Origin of the sequence: Burkholderia pseudomultivorans (assembly GCF_001718415.1) — a bacterium.
Taxonomy (GTDB): Bacteria; Pseudomonadota; Gammaproteobacteria; order Burkholderiales; family Burkholderiaceae; genus Burkholderia; species Burkholderia pseudomultivorans_A.
In genome coordinates this window covers 2620156-2641852 of the sequence record NZ_CP013378.1, presented here as the reverse complement: position 1 = coordinate 2641852, position 21697 = coordinate 2620156, and the positions used below count along the sequence as shown (strand labels likewise).

General features: G+C 66.6%; 20 protein-coding genes and 2 pseudogenes. 4 read left to right on the top strand and 18 right to left on the bottom strand.

The window, feature by feature from the left end:
* Window positions 1–97: 97 nt before the first annotated feature.
* The 4 genes from WS57_RS24525 to WS57_RS24510 form a co-directional block, all read right to left on the bottom strand.
* Window positions 98–532, bottom strand: coding sequence for an Hsp20/alpha crystallin family protein (locus WS57_RS24525; protein WP_009690619.1), 435 nt, complete (start codon window positions 530–532; stop codon window positions 98–100).
* A gap of 177 nt (window positions 533–709) precedes the next feature.
* Entirely contained in the window at window positions 710–985 is a 276-nt protein-coding gene (locus WS57_RS24520; protein WP_009690618.1) for a DUF1488 domain-containing protein, read from the bottom strand.
* A 43-nt stretch (window positions 986–1028) separates the two neighbouring features.
* Window positions 1029–1502: a universal stress protein gene (locus tag WS57_RS24515; protein WP_012218262.1), complete on the bottom strand. Its 474-nt coding sequence runs from the start codon at window positions 1500–1502 to the stop codon at window positions 1029–1031.
* 203 nt (window positions 1503–1705) lie between these two features.
* Window positions 1706–2143, bottom strand: coding sequence for a hypothetical protein (locus WS57_RS24510; protein ID WP_059514530.1), 438 nt, complete (start codon window positions 2141–2143; stop codon window positions 1706–1708).
* 316 nt (window positions 2144–2459) lie between these two features.
* Here WS57_RS24510 and WS57_RS24505 point away from each other — a divergent pair, with 316 nt between their 5' ends.
* Entirely contained in the window at window positions 2460–4064 is a 1605-nt protein-coding gene (locus tag WS57_RS24505; protein WP_059514528.1) for an AAA family ATPase, read from the top strand.
* A gap of 60 nt (window positions 4065–4124) precedes the next feature.
* Here the strand turns inward: WS57_RS24505 and WS57_RS24500 are convergent, their stop codons facing one another.
* The gene (locus WS57_RS24500; protein WP_069244939.1) at window positions 4125–4574 is read right to left on the bottom strand and encodes a CBS domain-containing protein; all 450 of its coding nucleotides are present in this window, start codon (window positions 4572–4574) and stop codon (window positions 4125–4127) included.
* A 308-nt stretch (window positions 4575–4882) separates the two neighbouring features.
* Between WS57_RS24500 and WS57_RS24495 the strand changes: the two genes are divergently transcribed.
* Window positions 4883–5476 carry a rhomboid family intramembrane serine protease gene (locus WS57_RS24495; RefSeq protein WP_059514526.1) on the top strand — a complete coding sequence of 198 codons (594 nt, stop codon included), beginning with the start codon at window positions 4883–4885 and terminating at the stop codon, window positions 5474–5476.
* A gap of 34 nt (window positions 5477–5510) precedes the next feature.
* Here the strand turns inward: WS57_RS24495 and WS57_RS24490 are convergent, their stop codons facing one another.
* The 4 genes from WS57_RS24490 to WS57_RS24475 form a co-directional block, all read right to left on the bottom strand.
* Window positions 5511–5975 (bottom strand): hypothetical protein, encoded by a 465-nt coding sequence (locus tag WS57_RS24490; protein WP_009690611.1) that lies wholly within the window; start codon window positions 5973–5975, stop codon window positions 5511–5513.
* Between the two features lie 153 nt (window positions 5976–6128).
* Window positions 6129–7388, bottom strand: a complete 1260-nt coding sequence (locus tag WS57_RS24485) for a nitrate/sulfonate/bicarbonate ABC transporter ATP-binding protein (RefSeq protein ID WP_069245475.1) — start codon at window positions 7386–7388, stop codon at window positions 6129–6131.
* 119 nt (window positions 7389–7507) lie between these two features.
* Window positions 7508–9241, bottom strand: coding sequence for an ABC transporter permease (locus WS57_RS24480; protein ID WP_059600802.1), 1734 nt, complete (start codon window positions 9239–9241; stop codon window positions 7508–7510).
* Between the two features lie 199 nt (window positions 9242–9440).
* Window positions 9441–10400 (bottom strand): hypothetical protein, encoded by a 960-nt coding sequence (locus WS57_RS24475; protein ID WP_009690607.1) that lies wholly within the window; start codon window positions 10398–10400, stop codon window positions 9441–9443.
* A 23-nt stretch (window positions 10401–10423) separates the two neighbouring features.
* Between WS57_RS24475 and WS57_RS38300 the strand changes: the two are divergent.
* Window positions 10424–11421 (top strand): annotated as a pseudogene (locus WS57_RS38300) (ribose-phosphate diphosphokinase).
* Here WS57_RS38300 and WS57_RS24465 read toward each other — a convergent pair.
* From WS57_RS24465 to WS57_RS24440, 5 genes are all read right to left on the bottom strand, one after another.
* Window positions 11324–12700 carry a nicotinate phosphoribosyltransferase gene (locus tag WS57_RS24465; RefSeq protein WP_059514579.1) on the bottom strand — a complete coding sequence of 459 codons (1377 nt, stop codon included), beginning with the start codon at window positions 12698–12700 and terminating at the stop codon, window positions 11324–11326. The pseudogene WS57_RS38300 and the gene WS57_RS24465 overlap by 98 nt on opposite strands.
* 720 nt (window positions 12701–13420) lie before the next feature.
* Entirely contained in the window at window positions 13421–13660 is a 240-nt protein-coding gene (locus WS57_RS24455; RefSeq protein WP_012464860.1) for a hypothetical protein, read from the bottom strand.
* 43 nt (window positions 13661–13703) lie between these two features.
* Window positions 13704–14150 carry a hypothetical protein gene (locus tag WS57_RS24450; protein WP_063888039.1) on the bottom strand — a complete coding sequence of 149 codons (447 nt, stop codon included), beginning with the start codon at window positions 14148–14150 and terminating at the stop codon, window positions 13704–13706.
* 90 nt (window positions 14151–14240) lie between these two features.
* Complete coding sequence (locus WS57_RS24445; RefSeq protein WP_059514523.1) at window positions 14241–14690, bottom strand: CBS domain-containing protein; 450 nt, start codon at window positions 14688–14690, stop codon at window positions 14241–14243.
* A gap of 168 nt (window positions 14691–14858) precedes the next feature.
* On the bottom strand, window positions 14859–15308 hold the full coding sequence (locus WS57_RS24440; RefSeq protein WP_230945461.1) for a flavodoxin family protein: 450 nt from the start codon (window positions 15306–15308) through the stop codon (window positions 14859–14861).
* A gap of 145 nt (window positions 15309–15453) precedes the next feature.
* Here WS57_RS24440 and phaZ point away from each other — a divergent pair, with 145 nt between their 5' ends.
* Window positions 15454–16668 (top strand): polyhydroxyalkanoate depolymerase, encoded by a 1215-nt coding sequence (phaZ, locus tag WS57_RS24435; RefSeq protein WP_009690598.1) that lies wholly within the window; start codon window positions 15454–15456, stop codon window positions 16666–16668.
* A 52-nt stretch (window positions 16669–16720) separates the two neighbouring features.
* Here phaZ and ppsA read toward each other — a convergent pair whose 3' ends face one another.
* From ppsA to WS57_RS24420, 4 genes and pseudogenes are all read right to left on the bottom strand, one after another.
* Window positions 16721–19132, bottom strand: coding sequence for a phosphoenolpyruvate synthase (ppsA, locus tag WS57_RS24430; protein WP_059514575.1), 2412 nt, complete (start codon window positions 19130–19132; stop codon window positions 16721–16723).
* Between the two features lie 294 nt (window positions 19133–19426).
* On the bottom strand, window positions 19427–19714 hold the full coding sequence (locus WS57_RS38295; protein ID WP_335645810.1) for a hypothetical protein: 288 nt from the start codon (window positions 19712–19714) through the stop codon (window positions 19427–19429).
* Window positions 19605–19913, bottom strand: a pseudogene (locus tag WS57_RS38290) (hypothetical protein); the annotation flags it as partial. The gene WS57_RS38295 and the pseudogene WS57_RS38290, both read right to left, overlap by 110 nt.
* A gap of 427 nt (window positions 19914–20340) precedes the next feature.
* Window positions 20341–21675: a serine hydrolase domain-containing protein gene (locus tag WS57_RS24420; protein WP_059514521.1), complete on the bottom strand. Its 1335-nt coding sequence runs from the start codon at window positions 21673–21675 to the stop codon at window positions 20341–20343.
* Window positions 21676–21697 lie beyond the last annotated feature (22 nt).

The window sequence follows — 21697 nt, the reverse complement described above, 5'->3', positions numbered from 1 at the left end:
TTCGGTCGCGCCAACGAAACGGCGCGCGGATCGCTCCGCGCGCCGGATCCTCCCGATGGGCGATGCGTGCCCGCATCGCCCGTTGCCCGTCGTCCGATCAGCTGATCGTGAGTTTCTTCTGCCCGACCGGCGCCTTCTTCGGCAGCGTCAGCGACAGCACGCCATCCTGATACGTCGCCGTCGCGTTCGCATCGTCGATGTCGCCAGACAGCGAGAACGAGCGGCTGATCGCACCGCTGTAGCGCTCGCGCCGGATCACGCGCTCGCCATCCTTCTGCTCATTGTTGCGCTCGATCTTCGCATTGATCGATACGGTATTGCCCGTCACCTGGACGTCGATGTCGTCCTTTGCGACGCCGGGTAGTTCCGCGTTGACCGTATACGCCTTGTCGTTTTCGGTGACGTCGATCTTCATCGACGCAAGATCGGGTTCGTCGGCAAGCGTCATACCGCGCAGCGGCCTGAACAGACCCTGGAACAGGTCGGAAACGGGTTCGATCGAAAACGGATCGTAACGGGTCAGATTGCTCATGGTTCGCACTCCTCATACGGTGACATGCAACCGGCGCTTTCGTCCCGACAGCATCGGCCGCAATGAAGATCGGATAGCGCGGCACCACGTGCCGCGCATGGGACGAATGATCTTTAGGAATCCAGCGTACCCGCACGCGCCGGCATGTGCTTGATACGCGTCAAGGGCGGCGGTCGGTTACGTACAGAACCGGAAATGGCCGCTGCGGAGCAGGATCGGCCGCCCGCCGATTTCCTCGAGCAAGCGGCGTGCCGCACGCTCGATGGCGGGACGATGGCGCGCAAAGGCGTCGACGAGATCCTGCTCGCGAGGCGACGCTGCTCGGAAATGATCTTCCAGCGCGGCCGAGGTGATCGCGCAGCGCACTCGCCGCCCTTCGACGAGCGCCGGAAAACTCAGCGCGGAATCGAGGTCGCAATACGTCGGATGTTCGGAAGGAAACGATATCTGCATGATGATCACCTGGGCTGGTGAGCCGCACTGGCCGGCATCGGCCCTAGGCCACCGCGACCGTGGCGGGAGAGGTATCCTCGCCGCGCACAAGCAGGACCGGGCAACTCGATGCGCGAAGGAAGCGTTCGGCGACGCTGCCGAGCACCAGCCGCCGGACACCGCGTCGGCCGTGCGTGCCGACCACGGCCAGATCGATCGAATGATCGACGACGTAGCGCTGCAGGCGCTCCGCGACGTCCTCACCGAAATCGGTCTCGATGATTTCCGTCTCGCCATTGACTGCCGCGCGCGAGATCGTCCGGTCGGCGTCTCGCAAGATCGCGGCGCCATGGCGCCGGATCTCGTCGAGCAAGGCTTCGGGCTCCATGCGGCCGCCGTAGACGAACAGCGTGGATTTGTCGACGACGAACACGGCAAACAGGCGGGCGCCGCATAACCTGGCCATCCTGAGACCTTCGTCGAGCGCCTGATTCGCCGAAGGACTGCCGTCCGTGGCAACCATTATATTCGTGTACATGCGAACCTCGCTGATGAACCGACGCGCCGGCGGCGTTCGGATTCGCTTCCATCATCGGCGCTCGCAGCAAGCGGGCGTTGACCGAGGTCAACGGTTTGGAGCCGCTACGAAACCGGCGCGAGAAGAAACGGGCGGCCGTAGGCCGGCATCCGCCCGGCCGGGAGGCGAGACGCCGCATTGCCGAGGACTGACGACATCCGCCGCTAGCTCGGTGGGTTCTCGTCCGACCGGAAGCCTTGCTCTATCTCCAGGATCTTCCGGGCACATACATCGTATTGCCATCCCGGGCCGCCGTTGCTGTCATACATGCCCTTGCACATCGCCTTGAGCCGGATCATTGAGCCGCCGCCCGATTCCGCGCGTGACGCCCATAGATAGACTTCTCCGGCCAGATACGGTTGCGCCGTTTCGATCCGGTCCGTGCTGAATCGCGTGATGCGGGTCGACGAATGATCCTGGACGTAGCGCCGCGTGCGGCTCCACGCGCGGCTGCATTCGGACGGGGTCGAACACTGCAGCGATGCAGCCTGACGCATCGCAAGCAGTCGTGTTTCCATCGTCCTGAATGCCTCGGTTCGCTCTGCTCCCGCACATGCACCCAGTGCGAGCAGCACACCCATCGCCAATGCCCGTCGCTCCATCGTCAATGCCTCGCCAGGCCGTGAATTTCGCACATGGTCACGCGTCGCTTTACGCTGGCGCTGGAACCGACTGTATTGCCGCTCCGGTGAATGCGGTTGACCTGCGTCAAGCGCCCTCTCGCGCGACTGGCTTGACCGGCATCAAGCCGGAAAGCGCCGTGGTCGGTTGCAATAGGGTTCGTCGAGCCGGTCATTCCTGGCCTGCCAGCCGGATCCTGCGACATCGGGCAGACGAGAACGTGCTTGCTCGTTTCGAATCCAACCCGCCGCGTGCGGCAACACGTCCGCGCGCCCCGAATGACCCCATCCGTTCATCATGTCCCGAGCGCCGCATCTCCCGTTCGCGCTGAGTCGCGGAAATGCTCGACGAAAGTCGACGCAATTCGATCGCGCAATGCGCCGACCCGCCACCTATCCCCACCCCGCAGGCCGGATCGAGCGGATCGAAACCCACCTGTCCGTCGTTTATCTGGCCGGACGCTATGCGTACAAGCGCATCAAGCCGGTGCACTTCGCCTTCGTCGACCTCATGCGGCCTGCACGGCGGCGCCGCTGCGCGCTCGCGGAGTGTGCGCTCAATCGGCCGTTCGCCGGCCCGCTGTACCTGGGTGTCTGGCCGCTCGTCGCGCACGGCCGGCGATGCGCGTTCGCGGCACCGGTGCCGACCGGCGGGCGCCGGCGCCGGCAGCAGACGGTGCCGGGCGAGTACGTGGTGCGCATGCGCCGGTTCGACGCGCAGGCGATGTTGTCGGTTCGCAGCGCATCGCGTGATGACGGTCTGGCGGATGCGGATGCCCTCGCCGATACGCTCGCCCGCCATCATCTGCGCGCGCCGCGCCGTGCGCCGCGCGGCCATCCCGGCAGCGCGGCGAGCGTCGCGGCCCAGTGCCGACCGTTGCTCGATACGCTCGACGTCGCGGTGCCGGACGAAGCCGCGCTGCGCGCCTGGTACGAAGCCGAACTGGCCTGCATTGCACCGCTGCTCGCTGATCGGCATGCGCTCGGTTTCGTGCGCGCGTGTCACGGCGACCTGCATCTCGAGAACATCGTGCGCTGGCGGAACCGGATCCTGATGTTCGACTGCATCGAATTCGACGACGCGCTGCGCTGGATCGACGTGGCGAGCGATCTCGCGTTCGCGCTGATGGATTTCTCCGCCCACGGACGCGACGATTGCGCCCACCGCCTCCTTTCAGGCTGGCTGGCACGCACGGGCGACCATGCGGCACTGGGCGTGCTGCCGTGCTACTTCGTCTACCGTGCGGTGGTACGCGCGCTGACCGCCCGACTGCGCGGCGACGAAGCGGCGCGCGCCGGCTATCTGCGCATTGCGTCGGCGATGGCCGATGCACGACGCGATGCGCAGCCGGTGTTGCTGCTGTGTCACGGGGTTTCCGGTTCGGGCAAATCGCTGGCCAGCCGCGCACTGGCCGCGCAACTCGGCGCCATCCGGTTGTCCAGCGACGTCGAGCGCAAGCGCCTGGCTGGTACTTCGGACAACACCCGTCTGTCCCCCCGCGCCTATTCGGACACGGCGATCGACGAGATCTACGAAAGGCTGCTTTCGGCGGCTCACGTGGTCCTCGACAGCGGCTACACGGCGGTCGTCGACGCGACGTTCCTGCGCCAGCACAACCGGGCGGCGTTCATCGCCCTAGCCGCACGGCTCGGCGTGCGCGTCGCGATGCTCGACTTCACCGCGAGTCGGGCGACGCTCGCCGCGCGCGTCGCGGGCCGGGCTGCAGGTGGACGCGATGCCTCCGATGCGGACACCGCTGTGCTAGCCCGGCAGATCGAGCATGCCGACCCGCTGACCGAAGCCGAAGCCGCAATCGCGATTCGTTTCGACACCGATTGCGATGCCGCGGCGTACGAAAGCCGCGCGTTCTGGGCGCCGTTGATCGCCGCGCTGCGCACGTAAGCGCGTGTTGCGAATGCCTCGGGCAAGCGGCCCGGCCGTGCCGGGCGCCAGCCTGCACCGTCACGCGCGGAAACGCTGCTCCTCGATCTGCTGCAGCTTGCCGACTTCCGCGACACCGCCGAGCAGCCCTGCGAGGTGCTCGACGATATCGTCGAGCGTCACGATGCCGGCGAGGCGGCCTGCGTCGTCGACGACCGGCAGTCTCTGAATGCCCGAGCGGCGCATCTCCTCGAGCGCGACGCCGATCTCGTCCGTGTCTGACACGACGACGAGGCCGCGCGACATGATCTGGCCGGCCGTCACGTCGCCCGGATCGTCGCCTCGGGCCATCACCTCGATCACCAGGTCGCGGTCGGTAACCAGACCAATCGGAATGGCTTCGCCATTGCGGTACTCGATCACGACGATGTCGCCGACATGCGCGTGCCGCATGCGGTCGGCCAGTTCAAACGCACTGCATTCGGCCGTGCACGATTCGACCGGTTGGGTACTGATTCTTCCGATGTGCATGATGACGCTCCCGTTGTCCTTTGCGTGGAGGATACGCATGCGCACCGCCCCGCGGCGACGCATGTTTCCCGAATTCAGGGTAAGCGCGGCGCCCCAGGCGGCCTTGACGCACGTCAACCTGCTGCTCGCCGTCGACGGTTGACGCGTACGGGGTAGTCTGGTTCGGCCGGAAAGCGGCAAGTGGCGACGTCCATGATCTGCCGCAACGGTCATGCACGCGGCATCGCTAACGTGACGGTATGTCGTGAAATTCGGATCCGTCTGCACCGCTGGCCGGCAACGTCACCTCTCCCTCGGATTCCTTCGCCATGACGTACGCGTTGATTTTGGTGAATGTCGCTGTGTTTATCGCCGAGGCGAGCGGCTGGCCGATGCTCATCGACCAGTTCGCGCTGTGGCCGCCCGCACGACCAGGCGCACCGGCAACACCGGATTTCCACGTCTGGCAGCTGCTGACCTACAGCGTGCTGCATGCCAGTCTCGCCCACATCGCGTTCAACATGTTCGGGCTCTACATGTTCGGTCGCGACGTTGAACGCGTGCTCGGGCGTGCGCGCTTTCTCGCGCTCTATCTTGCGAGTGTGCTGGCCGGCGCGATCACGCAGCTCGCTGTGATCCGCGCGCTGCCGCCCAGCGACGCGCCGACCGTCGGTGCGTCGGCCGGTGTGTTCGGCGCGCTGATCGCCTACGCCGTGCTGTTTCCGAAACGGCGCGTCGTGCTGCTGTTTCCGCCGGTACCGATGCCCGCATGGCTCTTCGCGACCGGTTATGCGTTGACCGAATTGCTGTCCGGGCTCAGCGGCGACACGAGCGGCGTCGCGCATTTCGCCCATCTCGGCGGCATGCTCGGCGCGCTCGTATGCCTCGCCTTCTGGCGAAAACGCGCGGACGAGCGCGCGTGACGCGTGTTCCCGTCGATCCCGCCGATGGCGCGAACTAGATGCTGAGATATCCCTGGAACAGCCACGGCGGGCCGGCTCTCTCGCCTGTCGTGCGACCGCTCCCCGCAGGCACGCAGACGCCCGAAAAACCGGGCGACCCGTCCTGCCAGAACGTCGGCACGAAAGAAAATTCGCCATTGACCGTCACGACGAAGTCGCGATTGAACTGCGATGGCGCAAAAATCGTCACCTCGCGGAAGAACGACGCGGCCTCGTCGTGCGCCGTGCTGCGCGCGGCAAGCAGCCCGCGGGAGTCGTAACGCGCCGGCAGCGTGTAGGTCCTCCCGCCGCGTTCGACCGCCTCCGCCGGCGTGAAAACGAGTTCAACACCCGGATACGGCAGGCGGTAAGGCTCGCGACAGATCGGGCCGTCGGGCCCGAGCGCGAGCGGCGGATGAGCCCAGAGCGAAAGCGACAGCGGGCTCGTGCGCTGGGCGAAGTATTCGGAAAGCCAGTTCATGGTCAGTCCTCCCGTGAACGGTCATTGATGTCGAGTTGCGGAGCTTGTCTGCCGGATCGACGCGGTCGCGTCGACGGTTCTTCCAGCGTCGCACGCGCCGCCGCGCGACGCTTGATGCCGATCAAGCACGTAGCCGACGTGCGGCCCGAACGGTCAACGGCCGAACGTCCGGGTATGGTCGTCGTAGTCGAACAGTCCCGCGTAGCGGCCCCAGTCGGTCACGACCCGCAGTGCCTGGTCCGCGCTGCGCGGATCGAGATGATCCTCGAGTTCGAGCTCGAAACGCTCGCGCGGCGCGCGATGCCCTTCGCGCTCGCCCAGCACCTCGTCGATATGCGCGGCGAGCGGCACGAACCGGACGAGATGTTCGCTGAACAGACGCCGCCGCGCATCGTCGTCGCTTTGCGCGAACACATGGCCCGCGGCACTCAGCCGGATGGTCCGGTCGTGCCATTCGGCAAACGCGAGCAGATGAAGCGCGGCCGCCGTCGAATACAGCGCGTCGGTCCGCAGCGCGAGCGCCGATGCAATCGTGCCGAGCTCCGCATGGCCGTCGTACGGAGCGGCCGCGAGCGCGTCGACGAATCCGGCGAGATGGTGGCTCGACACGTCGGGCAGCTTCATGGCCAGCGCACTGCCCGTCGCCGCCCGGCCCGCCGTCGCGTCGGTGATGCGTGCGGTCAGCGTCGCATAGATCTTGCCGACGATCGCCTGAACGGCCGGATCATGCCGACTGCGCGGACGCGGCAGCGGCACGTTCAGCGTCGCCTCGATGCGCGCCGGACCAGCGCCGAGCACCAGAATGCGATCGCACATGAGCACGGCTTCCTCGATGTTATGCGTCACCATCAGCACCGACCGGATCGACAGCTGGTGCGCGTTCCACAGGTCGAGAAAATCGGTGCGCAGCGTTTCTGCGGTCAGCACGTCGAGCGCCGAGAACGGCTCGTCCATCAACATCAGCACGGGTTCGCTGACGAGCGCGCGGGCGAATCCGACCCGCTGACGCATGCCGCCCGACAGCTCGCGGGGAAACGCCGATTCGAACCCGTCGAGACCGATCAGCTCGATCGCGGCGGCCGCGCGTGCGCGTGCGTCCTCTGACGCCAGGCCCTGCGCGTCGAGGCCAAGCTCGACGTTTTCGATGACGGTCAGCCACGGGTACAGCGCGAAGGTCTGGAATACCACCGCGATGCCGTCGGTCGGACCGGCGAGCGGTGCACCGCGATAGGTCACCGCGCCGGACGAGGGCTTGACGAGCCCGCCGGCGATTCTCAGCAGCGTGGATTTGCCCGAGCCCGAGCGGCCCAGCAACCCCAGGATCTCGCCTTCATGCAACGCGAGGTCGATATCGGCCAGCACGTGCAGCGGTTCGCCGGACGGCTTCGTGAACGACTGGCATACGGCGCGCATCTCGAGCACGACGGCCGCCTCCGCCGAAGTCGGCGCAGCCGCGCTCGCGACGTTCCCTTCCGTGCATTCGCTAAGGTTGGGCACGCGGGTCTCCCGTGAGTAAATGATCGATCGAGGGCTCAATCGAGCCGTGTGCGGCGTTCCGCGAACGCGTACATCGGGCGCCACACGAGCCGGTTGGTCGCGATCACGAGCAGCGACATCACGGCGACGCCGAGCGCGATGCGCGGATAGTCGCCGGCGTCCGTCATCCGCGCGATATAGGCGCCGAGTCCGCCGGCATCCAGGCGTGTGCTGCCCCAGCTCACGGTCTCGGCGACGATGCTCGCGTTCCATGCGCCGCCCGACGCGGTAATCGCGCCCGTCACGAAATACGGCAGGACGCCCGGCAGCATGACGTGTCGCCACCAGGTCGCCGGCCGCACGCGGAAGCATGCGGCCGCTTCGCGCAGGTCGGCCGGGAATGCGCTCGCCCCGGCGATCACGTTGAACAGCACATACCATTGCGCGCCCAATATCATCAGCGGGCACAACCAGATGTCGGGTTCGAGCCGCAGGCGCACGATCGCGAACACCGCGACCGGAAACAGCAGGTTGGCCGGAAACGCGGCGAGGAACTGCGTGACCGGCTGGATGCGGGCGGCCACGCCCGGCCGGAGGCCGATCGCGATGCCGATCGGCACCCAGATCATCGATGCGAGGGTGACCAGCACCGTCACGCGGACGAACGTGAGCCCTCCTTCGCTTGCGACGACGCGCAGGTCCGTCCAGGTGAGCGTCGCGCGGCCGAGCCGGAACAGTTCGTACGCCGCATACGCGCATCCCGCGCCGCACAGCGCGAACCAGAGCACGTCGCCCGTGCGTGGCGGCAGCACGATCCGGTCGCGCCATGCCGACATGAACCCGCGCAGCCGCGCGCGCGCCGCACGGCGCAGCAGCGCCCGGACCGGGCCGCTCGCACGGCCCATCCATCTGGATCGGTGGAACAGGTCGAGCATCCAGCTGCGCGACGCGACCGTGGGCGCGGCATCGCCATAGCGGAACCGTTCCGACCACGCGACCAGCGGCCCGAACAGCAACTGGTCGTACAGGACGATCGCGACGCTCATCGCGACGATCGCCCAGCCCACGGCAGCGAGGTCGCGGTTCGCGATCGCCTGCGCGACGTAGGCGCCGACGCCCGGCAGGTCGACGTGCAGGTTGCCGACCGCGATCGCCTCGGATGCGACCACGAAAAACCAGCCGCCCGACATCGACATCATCGCGTTCCAGACGAGTCCCGGCATCGCGAACGGCACGTCGAGGCGCCAGAAGCGCTGCCATGCGGACAGCCGGAAGCTGCGACTGGCTTCGTCGAGATCGAGCGGCACCGTGCGCAGCGCCTGATAGAAGCTGAACGTCATGTTCCACGCCTGGCTGGTGAAGATCGCGAAGATCGCCGCGCACTCGGCGCCGAGGATCCGCCCCGGAAACAGCGACAGGAAAAACAGCACCGTAAACGACAGATAGCCGAGGATCGGCACCGACTGCAATACGTCAAGCAGCGGGATCAGCACGCGCTCGGCGCGACGGCTGCGCGCCGCCGTGGTCGCGTAGACGAACGTGAACACGATCGACGCGAGCAATGCCGCGAACATGCGCGCGACGGTGCGCAGCGTGTAGCCGGGCAGCGCCGCTGGCGACAGCGAAATGGCCGGCGGATGCGCCACCGCCAGCGGGCCGCCCATCTGGCGCGCCGAGATGCCGGCCAGTAACAGGAAACCGACCACGATCAGCATCGCGGCGAGATCCCGCCAGCCCGGCACGGGCAGCGTCCAGCGCCCGCCCCGCAATACCTCCGCATGGTGCTCCACGACCTCTCTCCCCACCGGTGATGGCGGTTCATCTTCCCGGGCGGAGCGGCCGGCACGCTTGACATGCATCAACCGCCCCGCATTGCGCGGCGCCACGATTGCAGCGAGTCTTTGCGCGCAACGGCCACCGTTCAGGAGCATCCCGATGACACTCGTTCCGGCCATGCCGTCCCGCACCGACGAGCGTGCCTGCGTCGGTTCACGCGGCGGGGTACGCGTTCGCGAGCGCCGCGACGAACGCGTCGAGGCGCTCCGGCGCGAGCCCGTTGATGCCGGCCGCCCCTTCACGGCCGCCGCCCCCCGGAAATGCGCGACAAAGACGATCGGCGCCGTACGGTGCGGCGACGGGCGCGCGAACGCTGACGATGTACCCACCCGAGGCCGACACCGTCAGCACCGCGTGAGCGCGTGTCGCGTCGCCACGCGCGAGCCGATTGGCGAAAACGCCGCGCACGCGACGCGCCCAGCGCGTGTCGGGGAGGATATAGACGTCCGCTCCCGGCAGCGCGATGTTCGCGCGCTGTCGCTCCGCACGCGCGATATCGCGTCGCCGGTTGGCGTCGAGCCGCCGCGCAAGCGGCGACTTCGCGAACTCGAGTGGGTCCGCATATGGCCGCACCGCCGTGTATACGGCCAGCGGTGCCATGAAGAGGTCGTCCGGGCAATCGCCGTAACCGTTGTAATTGACGGATTCGCCGAGCACCTGCAGACGGTAGGCATCGGCGTCGGTCAGGCCGCAAGCGGCGGCGAGCCTGCCGGCCACGCCGACCAGATTGTCCCCGTAGGCGCCGACCACCGCCCAGATTCGCTGCCGGCCCGCCAGGTACCGGTCGACGATGACACTCGTACAGGTGTCCGGCGCCGTGTCGACATGCGCGTGAAGGCGCGGATGGTCGGGCACGGCGCCGGGCATGTGGTGATCGAAATAGTCGACATCGACCCCGCGCGCCAGCAACGCATCGAGCGCCGTGCGGTTCACGTCGAGCGAAACGTCCAGCACGGTGACGAAGTCGCCTCTGGCGGCCGACACGCGCGCGAGCAGCGCGATGTCGCGCTTGGGCCCCGTCACGAGCACCGACTCGGCCGGCATCTCGAGCCGGAGCTGATGAAGCGAACAGATGCCGTCCGCATCACCGTTGAACACGTCAAAGCGCGTCATGATGCGCGACGATCGATGACTGCATGAATCGAGGTAGCCATGCCACGGAACGACTCCCTTTCAGCCTGTTTGCCTTCGCCTCGTGTCGCGCGGTCGGCGAACGAATCGCAGCCCGTCTCGGCGTCACGCTCGCCGCGCACGAGGAACGTCCGTTCGAGGACGGTGAACACAAAACGCGCGCGCTTGCCAGCGTGCGCGGACACGACGTCTACGTCGTTCAGTCGCTGCACGGAGAGCCAGGCATTTCCGTCAACGACAAGCTGTGCCGGTTGCTGCTGTTCATCGGTGCGTTGAAGGACGCGTCGGCCGCACGCGTCTGTGCGGTTACACCCTACCTGTGCTATTCGCGCAAGGACCGCCGCTCTCAGCCACGCGATCCGGTATCCACGCGCTATGTCGCCACGTTGCTCGAAGCGGTGGGTGTCGATCGTGTCGTCGCGATCGATATGATATTCACAACATCGCGGCGTTCCAGAACGCGTTTCGCTGCCCGACGGAGCATCTCGAGGCGAACGGCATGCTGGTCGAATGGTTCGCCTCGCAAGCCGGCGAACGGCCGGTCGTGGTCGTATCGCCCGACGCAGGCGGAGTGCGGCGGGCCGAGGATTTCCGTGCGAGGCTGGAAACGCGCATCGGGCGCCCGGTCGACGCGGCATTCGCCGGCAAGCTGCGCAGCGGCGGCATCGTGACGACCAAGCCGATCGTCGGCGAGATCGCCGGCCGTTGCGCCGTCATCGTCGACGACCTGATCGGTACCGGGACGACATCGGCCCGCACGGCCGAGGATTGCCGCACGCTCGGCGCACAATCCGTCTCCACCGCCTCGACCGATCGCGTGCTGTCTGGCCAGGCCGAAGGCGCTCGCAATGCGACCATCTTGTCGCTCAGCGTGATTGCGCGGCCGACCGGGATACGTGCATCGTTCATGCCGCTTGCTGCCTCGCGTGCGCGTCCAGCCTGGCATTCTCCTGCGCGACGAGTGCCGCCAGCGCCGGAGAAATTGCCGCCTGCATCGGCATGACGGGCGCCAGCGCCTGCATCGAATCGGGCAGCGTGGACAGTTCGCGCGTTGCATGAATGCGGCTCTCGCCGAGCGTGGGGGCCGCGAGCCGCGATCCGCCGATCATGACGGGCCGCAACAGCGGCGTTCCGTCGTTGCGCTCGCCGTCGAGCCCGAGGCTGTCGGCGGCGATTCGGCCGTCCCGGTCGTATTGCCGGAACACCTGCTTGCCGCCGGGTAGCGTGGCCTTGCCCTCGGACCGCTTGCAGCGCGGCCGGCCCGCATACTCGACGAGCTTGTACGCGCAGTCGAGGCACGGTGCATCCGCCGACGTACTCATCTGTGTACCGATTCCGAAACCGTCGATTGGCGCATGCTGATGGACAAGCTCTCGCAGCCGGATTTCATCGAGATTACCGCTCGCGAAGATCGTCACTTCCGTCAGACCGCCATCATCGAGTATCGCGCGCACGTTGCGCGCGTGCGCCGCCAGATCGCCGCTGTCGATCCGGACGCCCTTGATGCGCACGTTATCGGACGCAAGGCGCCGCGCGAGTTCAACGACCTTGTGCGCCGCGCGCTCCGTATCGTACGTATCGATCAGCAGTAACGCGTTATCCGGCTGCGATCTCGCAAAGTGCTCGAACGCGAGCGCTTCGTCGTCGTGCGCCTGGACGTATGAATGCGCCATCGTGCCGTACACGGGAATGTCGTAGCGCACCCCCGCGAGCAGGGTCGCCGTGCCGGCGAAACCCGCTAGGTAGCTGGCCCGCGCGGACAGCATCGCCGCCTCCGCGCCATGCGCGCGCCGCATGCCGAAGTCGACCAGCAACCTGCCATGCGCGACGAGCGCAGCGCGTGCGGCCTTGCTCGCAACCAGCGTTGCGTAATGGAGCAGGTTCATCACGCGGCTCTCGACGAACTGCGCCTCGCGAAGCGGCGCCGTGATCCGCAGGATCGGTTCGTCGGCGAAGAACACGGTACCTTCCGGCATCGCGTCGACCGCGCCCGTAAAGCGGAAGCCGGCGAGCGACGCAAGGAAATCCGCTCGCAAACGTCCGGTCGCGGCCAGTCGCTCGAGGGTGGCGGCCGTAAAGCGCAGGCCCGACAGATAGTCGAGGACGGGCGCCAGCCCCGCCGCCATCAGGAATGCCCGATGCTCGGGCAACGCCCTGACGAAGAACTCGAAGCTGGCCATGTCGTTCATTCCAGCATCGAACGAGGCCTGCATCATCGTCAGTTCATACCAATCCGTCAGCATCACGTCGTCGACGTCAGCGTCCGGCCAGGATCCGTTCATCATGTGCCCTCCCGCGTCGCTCGCACGCAATCGAGCAGCCGGTACGCGGGCGCGTCGCAGCGAACGAGCGTCGCTTCCGTCATTGCGACGCCGGGTCCGGACTCGACGGAACCGCGGTCCACACGCCATTGCATGACGCGACATATGGATAGTATCCGCGCGGGTCGTTGCAGTAGTACCACGCGCGTGCCGGCGGCAACCGGGCCGGGGTCGGCGGCGGCCGCTGAACGACGATCGCCGGCGGAATGTAGGTCGGATACGGATACATCGGTTCAGGATAAATGTACCAGTAGCCGTCGACGATCCACCACCACGCGTAACGCCCGCCGTGCCAGTCCTGGACCCATCGACCGCCCCGCCACCGCGCCCGCTCCGTCGGCGCGAAGTGGCGAAAGTCCCGCCCGTGGAAGTCCCTGCCGTGGACATCCTGGCGGGGGACATGGCGTGCGTGCTGCGCATGTGCCTGCTGCGTCGGCACGCAGCAGGCCGCCACGCACAGCACGAGCACACGGCATGCGCGACTGAGCCTGTTCATGGTCGTCATTTCTTTGCAGAGATGCGATCCATCGTATTGAGGCCGTCCCGCGCAGCTTTGACCGGGATCAACGCATGCCTGCCGCCCGGCGAGATGGCGCGACACGGCATTTGGAGGCTCCAGGTCGTACCACACGCGCAGGTTTCGTGCCACCGTGCTCGCCGGTTCGCATGCGGCGCCGCCCGTCAGTACGTGAACGTGTCCGATTTCTTCATTTCCACCCATGTCATTCCGCTGCGCAGCCCCTCCAGCGCTGCCTCGCGTTCGGTCGCGAATACCCGATGGTGTGGAAAGACATGCTCGCACCTGCAATCGGGCGAGCGAACCGTCACATGGACACGGCAGCGGTAGCCGCCGGTCGCGACGCCAACCGTTTCGATCGCCACGGTCCAGTCCGCCTCGTTCAGTTCACCGGAAATCGTCATGATCGTTCCTCTCCTTTTGCCGTGCGAATGCATGCCGCTTCCATCATCGGCCGCGCCGCGAGCCGCGATGGCGATATCCGGCCCGCCGCATGAAGATCCATATCGGGCCGGCGACGAGGCCCAGGATCGCCGCCCAAAACAGAAGCACATAGCCGAACAATTGCCAGAATTCACCGACCCGCTGCTGCAGGATCCACGTGCGGTATGACGCGACGTCGCTTGCGGCATCGGGATACGATGCGCGATAAACGAACAGCGACAGGCAGACGTCCTGTTCGGGAATCGGCGTCGTCAACATCGATCCGGCCGGCCGAGCACCCACGCGCCCGCATTCCGGCGCGGTCATGCCGGCCACGACACCGGGGCTCACAGGATGGTCATGGATCGCGCCGAGCCACGTCGTCGCGCTCGACAGCAGCAGGCAGAAACCGATTGCGCCGAGCCACCGGCGCATCCAGGTGCGCGGGCCGGTATGCCGGCCGCGTGTCATGGGATCGCGCGCGCCCGAGGGGCACATCGCACCGGCATCGAGACCGCCGCAGCATCATGCGCGGCGCGACGGAAGCGGAAACCGACCGAATCAGCCACGCTGCTTCTCTTCGAAATACGGCTGGCGGGCCGCCACGAGCCGTAACTCGTCGAGCAGCGCCGCGGCCGCGCGCAGCAGATCGTCGAGCGAGACAATGCCGATCAGTTCACCGTCGCCGCCTACGACCGGCAATCGTCGAACGCCGTGCTGACGCATCCGCTTCGCAAGCAGCCAGATGTCGTCGTCGGTGTTCGCGGTTGCCACAGGCGCCGACATGATGTCACCGACGAACAGCGAGCCGGCTTCCGCATCGGGGCTGACTACCGTCAGTACGATGTCGCGATCGGTCACCATACCGACCGGCACGCATCGCCCTTCCTGTTCGCGCACGACGATCAGATCGCCGGCGTGCGCGTCGCGCATCATTTCCGCCGCCTCGACGACGGTTGCCCGTGCCGAACACATGGCGACATCGCGGGTACAAAGCATCGCGGCATTCACGTTCGTTCTCCCGGCCGGGGCGAGGCGGACGCTCGATCGAGGTCCGCCGCCGCCCGGATCATCATGCAACGGTAAGTTGACCGACTACGTCACGCACGCCCGGCGCCGACCACGCAGCATCGAAGGAAAGCCGCCGCTCACTCAGCGATCCCACCTGGCCGGTCAACGTCACGCCAGGCCGCGACCGATATCGCGCCCGGAAATCGCGCAAGTCGCGATCGGCGCTTGCCGCGCAAGCGCCTGCAACTGCCCAAATGTCGTCGGGTCGTTGCGCGCGCCCATCGTGCAGAAGAATGCGGTCTCGCGAAGTTCGGACCCGTGCCACGCCAACCAGGCCGAAACTGGCGTCGATGCGCGGCCCGCCCAGACCGGCGTGCCCACCACGACCGCATCGTATGCGGACGGCGAACAGGCCGTCGGCCGAACGTACCCGGCACGATCGCGGATCTCGTCCGCGAGCGAACGCACGAAGCCGACGGCCCCCGCCCGCTGCCGGTCGTTGGCTTCCCATAGCCGCTCGCAATCCGCGCCAAGCTCGGCGGCAAGCCGGCGCGCAACCGCCACCGTCGTTTCGCTGCGCGAGTAGAAAACGGCGAGCATGCGTCGAGACACGTCCATGTTCCACTCCGCGCATCCGTCCGGGATCCGTAGACCAGCTTATGCATCGACGATCGAGGCGACACTGATGCAGGTCAACCCGTCGCCGCACGATCCTGCGACAGTAGGTTTGTCCGAATTCCCCGCGATTTTCCGCCCATGCGCCATGTGGTATGACCTGATCGAACGGCAACGGCAATGGTTTCGGACGTGGAGCGCGGCGACGCGATTCACACGCGCTCTTTGGCCCGATGCCGCGTCGTCGTGTTACGCCGACCTGTTGGAGCCTCTGCTCGACCTGCAGACCGAGGCGCCACGGTTCGCCATCGATTCGGTCGACGTGGACGGCCGTCGCGCCGAAGTCGACGAGTCGATCGTCGCGCACACGCCGTTTTGCACGCTGCGCCGCTTCGCGCGCGCGGGCGCGCAACGCGTGATCCTGCTCTGCGTGCCGCTGGCCGGCCATGCGGCCGTGATGATGCGGGAGACGGTCGAGACCCTTCTTGTCGACGGCGATGTGTGCATCACCGACTGGATCGATGCGCGCGATGTGCCTTGCGACGCGGGTCGCTTCGGCCTCGACGAATATGTGTCGATGCTCGACCGGTTCATCGATACCCTGCTGGCCGACGCCCGGCCGATGCATGTCGTCGCGGTCTGTCAAGCGACGTTTCCGTCGCTCGGCGCCATCGCGCTGCGCGCGCAACGTGATGCCGCGGTGCCGGCGAGCCTGACGTTGATCGGCGGCCCCCTCGATGCCCGCGTCAATCCGAGTGCGCTCGGGACCGCGGCCCGCTCGCATTCGCTCAACTGGTGTCGCGCCACGCTGATCGATACGGTGCCGCACGGTTTCGCCGGATACGGGCGGAAGGTATTTCCGGCCTACCTGCAGCGTGTCGAGATCGCGGTCACCTACCCGCAACGCTACATGGCGCTGGCCGATCGCTATCGACGCGCGATTTCGCGCGGTGACGCCGACGCACTCGCAACCGCGCGCCGGGCGCTGCGCGAATACCTGACGCTCCTCGACATGCCCGCCGAATACTTCCTCGATACGGTCAACGTCGTTTTCCAGCGAGCATGTCTCGCAAACCGGACGTGGCACGTTCATGGCCAGCGAGTCGACCCCGCCGCGCTGCGTTCGATCGTGTTGCTGACCATTGAAGGCAAGTGCGATGCGGTCACCGGCGCAGGCCAGACCCATGCCGCCCTGGCCATGTGCAGCGGCCTCGCGGCGGCTGCCCGGCAACGCGTCGACATCGCCGATTGCGACCATTACGGACTTTTTACCGGCGACCACTGGCGCGCCGACGTGCATCCGGTACTGCAGGCGGCGTTCGCCCGCGCCGAACACGGCCTGCCGCGCTCGTGCGCGGCGTGATGTGCGTTCAGCCTGGTCCGGTACGTACAGTCGTGCAGCTATCCGCGGTCCTTCATCGCGGCGACGCACGCTCGCCGGGCGCGGTGTTTTCCGCGGCGGCCACGCGACGCTTGACCGCGATGAAGCTGTCGGGGCTGACGGAAACCGAGTCGATGCCGCACGCGACGAGAAAATCGGCAAATGCCGGATGATCGCTCGGCGCCTGGCCACAAAGGCCAACCTTCGCCCCCGCGTCGCGGGCGGACTCGATCACGCGGGCGATCATCCACTTCACGGCTTCGTTCTGTTCGTCGAACAACCCGGCCAGGTCCGCCGAATCGCGGTCTACGCCGAGCGTCAGTTGGGTCAGATCATTGCTTCCGATTGAGAAGCCGTCGAAGCGCTGCGCAAACTGGCTCGCCAGGATGACGTTCGACGGGATTTCGCACATCACGTAGATCTGCAATCCGTCCTCGCCGCGCTTCAGGCCGTTGACGGCTAGGACCTCGAGCACGCGATCCGCCTCGTCAAGCGTCCGGCAGAACGGGATCATCACGACCACGTTCCTGAATCCGATGTCGTTTCGCAGCCGCGCGATCGCTCGGCATTCGAGCGCAAATCCGTCACGGTAGCGCGGCGAATAGTAGCGCGACGCGCCGCGAAATCCGAGCATCGGATTCTCTTCCCGCGGTTCGAACTGCGCACCGCCGACCAGATGCGCGTACTCGTTCGTCTTGAAGTCGCTCATGCGGACGATCACCGGCGCAGGATGACAGACCGCCGCGATACGCGCAAGGCCGTGCGCCAGCCGGTCGACGAAATAGTTGGACGGCTCGTCGTACCCCGACGTCAAGGCAGCGATCTCGCGCTTCGCGTGCGCATCCGTCAGCGCATCGTAGTGGGCCAGCGCCATCGGATGGACCTTGATATGGTTGCTGATCACGAACTCCATGCGCGCGAGCCCGATTCCGTCGGCAGGCAGTCGCCACCACCTGAACGCCGCGGCCGGATTCGCGAGGTTCAGCATGACCTGTGTACGGGTGGCCGGCAGGTCGGTCAGGTCAATCGCCTCCACGTGGTATTGCGCGATGCCTTCGTACACGAACCCGGCCTCCCCCTCCGCGCACGATACCGTCACTTCCTGCAGATCGTGCAGCATGCTGGTAGCGTTGCCGGTTCCGACGATGGCCGGCAATCCCAACTCGCGGCTCACGATCGCGGCATGTGACGTGCGGCCGCCATGATCGGTGACGATCGCCGCGGCGCGGCGCATCAACGGCAGCCAGTCGGGATCGGTCGTATGCGTCACCAGTACCGCGCCGTCGACGAATCGCCCCATGTCGTTCGGACTGCCGATCACGCACACGCTGCCGACCGCGATCGCCTCGCCGACACTGACGCCAGTGAGCAGCTTGCGGCCGGTCTGACCCAGTCGGTAGGTCTTTATGGCGCTCGCTTCACGCCGGGACTGCACCGTTTCGGGACGTGCCTGCACGACAAACAGTTCTCCGGTTACACCGTCCTTCGCCCATTCGATGTCCATGGGCTGGCCATAGTGCGCCTCGATCGCGCAGGCCCAGTTCGCAAGCGCCAGGATTTCGCGATCCGCCAGCACGAACGTGGCGCACTCCGCTTTCGAGGTCGGCACGTTGCGGGTCGGCGTATCCTCGTCGCGCGCATAGATCAGCTTGCGCGCCTTGCCGCCAAGCGTCTTGCCGATGACGGGTGTGCGCGCCGAATCGCCGAGCAATGGCTTGAACACCTCGTATTCGTCGGGGTCCACGGTGCCCTGAACGACGTTCTCGCCAAGCCCCCACGCCGCGCTGATCAGCACTACCTTGTCGAATCCTGTCTCCGTGTCGAGAGAAAACATCACGCCGGCAGCACCGAGGTCAGAACGCACCATCCGCTGCACGCCGATCGACAGCGCGACGCGCAGGTGATCGAAACCCTTTTCCTCGCGGTAGGCGATCGCGCGGTCGGTGAACAGCGACGCATAGCACCGGCGGCAAGCCGCGAGCAACGCATGCTCGCCGCGCACGTTCAGGTAGGTTTCCTGCTGACCCGCGAAGCTCGCGTCGGGCAGATCCTCGGCGGTCGCGCTCGATCGCACGGCGACATCAACGTCGTCTGCGCCGGCCTGCCGGCACAGTTGCCGATACGCGTCCCGGATCGCATCGGCGACGTCGTCGGGCCAGTCTCCGTGGAGAATCGCCTGCCTGATCAACGCACCGGCCTCGGCCAACGCAATCTTGCGTGCTCCGAGCGCCTCGAGCGTACTGCCGATGGCTTGTCTCAATCCGTTTGCATCGATGAATCGCCAGTATGCATCCGCGGTCGACGCGAACCCGGGTGGCACGCTCACGCCCTGCGCGGACAGGTTGCCGATCAATTCGCCCAGTGACGCATTCTTGCCGCCAACGCGTGCCACGTCGCCGCGCCGTAGGTCGTCGAACCAGACGATATGTGCTTTCCCGTGATCCATGACGAGCCCTCCGATGATCGCGGCCTGGCCGCGTGCGACAGGCGCGGCCCGCATTGGCCGGCGCCGTCGGCCGAACACGTTCATCGTGGCCCGACGCTTCGGCGTCTCCCGTGACCTGCATCAAGAACGGCGGCCGGCGCGCGAACGGTGCTGCCCCGCGCGTGGCTTCATCTCCTTGGCCGGGCGGCATTAACACTGCAAGCCGCGACCGATGTCGGTCTCAGGGCTGCGGGGCCAACCGCTTCGATGCGAATATCCGGCTCGGGATGATGGATCGCCTCCTGAACCGAGGCGTCACGGACTCCTGGCCGATGTCGCGGCTGACCGAGCCCCCGTTTCACAGAAGGTACTTCGAAAGCCACCCCGGCGCACGGTCGAAAGCCACGTGCAATTCCGGACTGAATGAGCCGAATTCGAGCCCATGCTGCGTCGCCAGCAGCGTAAGCGCGTGGCTCGTGAAAACGAAAAATACCCGTTGCGCGGCACGCAGTACCACCATTGCTCGATCCCTCGCGCAACGAGCTCCGGCGTGATCAGGGGCGTCTGAAACAGCAGTGCGCCGGCCGGCGCCCGATACCGGATGATGTCGGCGCACAGGCTTTGGGGATCCGGACGATGCTCGAAGACTTCGAACGACAAGGATCGCATCGAACTGCCCCTGCGGCGCGCGGGGATGGCTAAACGGATCGTATGAGGTCAAATCCGCGAACCCGCGCGCGGACAGCTTCTTTTCCAGCAACCCAAGCCCCGAGCCGAAATCGAGAATGCGGCTCTCTCGCATCGACGGAAAGCTCGTGCAGATCAGGTCGCCGTGCTGCTGTGGACGATGCTCGTGATACTCCGGATCGTGGCGCGCGTAGTCGTCGTTGTACAGGTGACGCGAAAAATCATCGTGCGTCCAGTGGTCGAAGGCCGGCGTGCACGTGAATCCGCATTGCCGGCACGTGTAGTTCGTATTCGGCCATTCCACTGATGCTCACCGTTAGCAGAAACTTCGAAAGGCAACCTCAGGGTCACATGTCGGAAATCTCTACTTCCGGTCGGGACTGATCCTGGTTCAAGATCACGTGTCAACGACGTGCTGTTCAACTGTCTAGTTGCGCCCCATAGTGTGGCGTAGTGACAAAGTTCCCCCTTTGTAGTTATCACCTCAGCGCGGGCACAAGGGTAGAGATTAATCTCTACCCTCACCCGCCCTTTGAACCTCGCTACTGCAGGCGGACTGCGACTGCGCGCGCCACCGCGCTCAGCGCATCGCCGCGCTCGAGCGCCGCGCGCGGCCGGGTCGCCTCGCCCTGGGCATCGAGCGCGCGCGGGGCGAAGTCCGGCGACGACGAGAACTTCACGATCGTCAGCGCGGTTTTCGGATCGACGAGAATCGCCTGGCCGAAACGCCCCGCCGCCGCGAATGCGCCATCGCCGTCGTTCACCTGATACCAGTAGTCGCGATACGCATAGCCGTCCTTACCGGGCACCACGTTGCCCTTCGCGAACAGCGCCGCATTGTCCGCCGGCTGCAGCGCCGCGCGAATCGTCGCGGCCGGCAGCGTGCCGGGCGCGCCGGCGAGCCCGGTGCGCACGCGTTCCGCGAAGCGCGCGGCGTCGCGCAGCGTCGTATACAACCCGCCGCTCGCCATCGCCATCGCATTGCGGTCCACCGCGACGTACGCATCGTCTTCCGCGAAATCGCGCCACAGCCACCGCTCGACCAGCGCGCTCCACGATTGCCCCGTCGCGCGCTGCATCGCCCACGAGACGGCTTCCGGCGACCCATTCTGGTAAAACCACGCGCTGCCCGGTGCAACGTCCGGCACGCGCCGCACGGTCAGCAGGAAATCGGCGATGCTCGCCGGCGCACCTTCGCGGTGCGGCACAAGCCCGACCGCGCCGAACAGCCCGAGATCTGGCGGGATGCCCGGTGCATACGCGGTGGGCACTTCCATGTCGAGGTTCTGCTGCAGCGTCGCGCTACCGAACGGCGTGTCGGCCAGTTCCGGCACCGTGCGCGACAGCGGCGCATTCGCATCGAGCACGCCGGATTCGATCATCTGCGCGGCGAGCAACCCCGTCACCGATTTCGTCATCGACGCCCATGCGTGCTGCTGGTCGGGCCGGAAGCCGTCGAAGTAGCGCTCGTAGACGACCCGGCCGCGCTGCAGCACGATGAAACCGTCGGTACGGGTCGCACGCAGGTACGCGTCGAGCGTCAGCGTCTCGCCGCCGATGGTCACGGGCAGCGCGTCGAGACCGGGCACCGGCTGCTCGGGGAGCGGCATCGGCGCGGCCGCATGCCGGATGCCGGCCGTCGGCGCGAGCAACCGCGTGTTGCTCAACGCCCAGCGCAGCCGGGCCGGCGTGAACGCGTTCGCCTTGTCGACGATCCGGTCAGCCGGCGGCGGGAAGCCCTGCATCATGCCGGTCGGTGCAGCGCCGTCGGCTGCGGCGGCGACCGTCGCCGCGAGCGCGAGCCCGCTGGCCAGCGCGAACGTGCCGGCCAGCCGGCGGCCTCGCCGGGTCGGGGTAAAGCGTCGATGAATTTGCATCGGATCAAACCTCGTAGTGGAA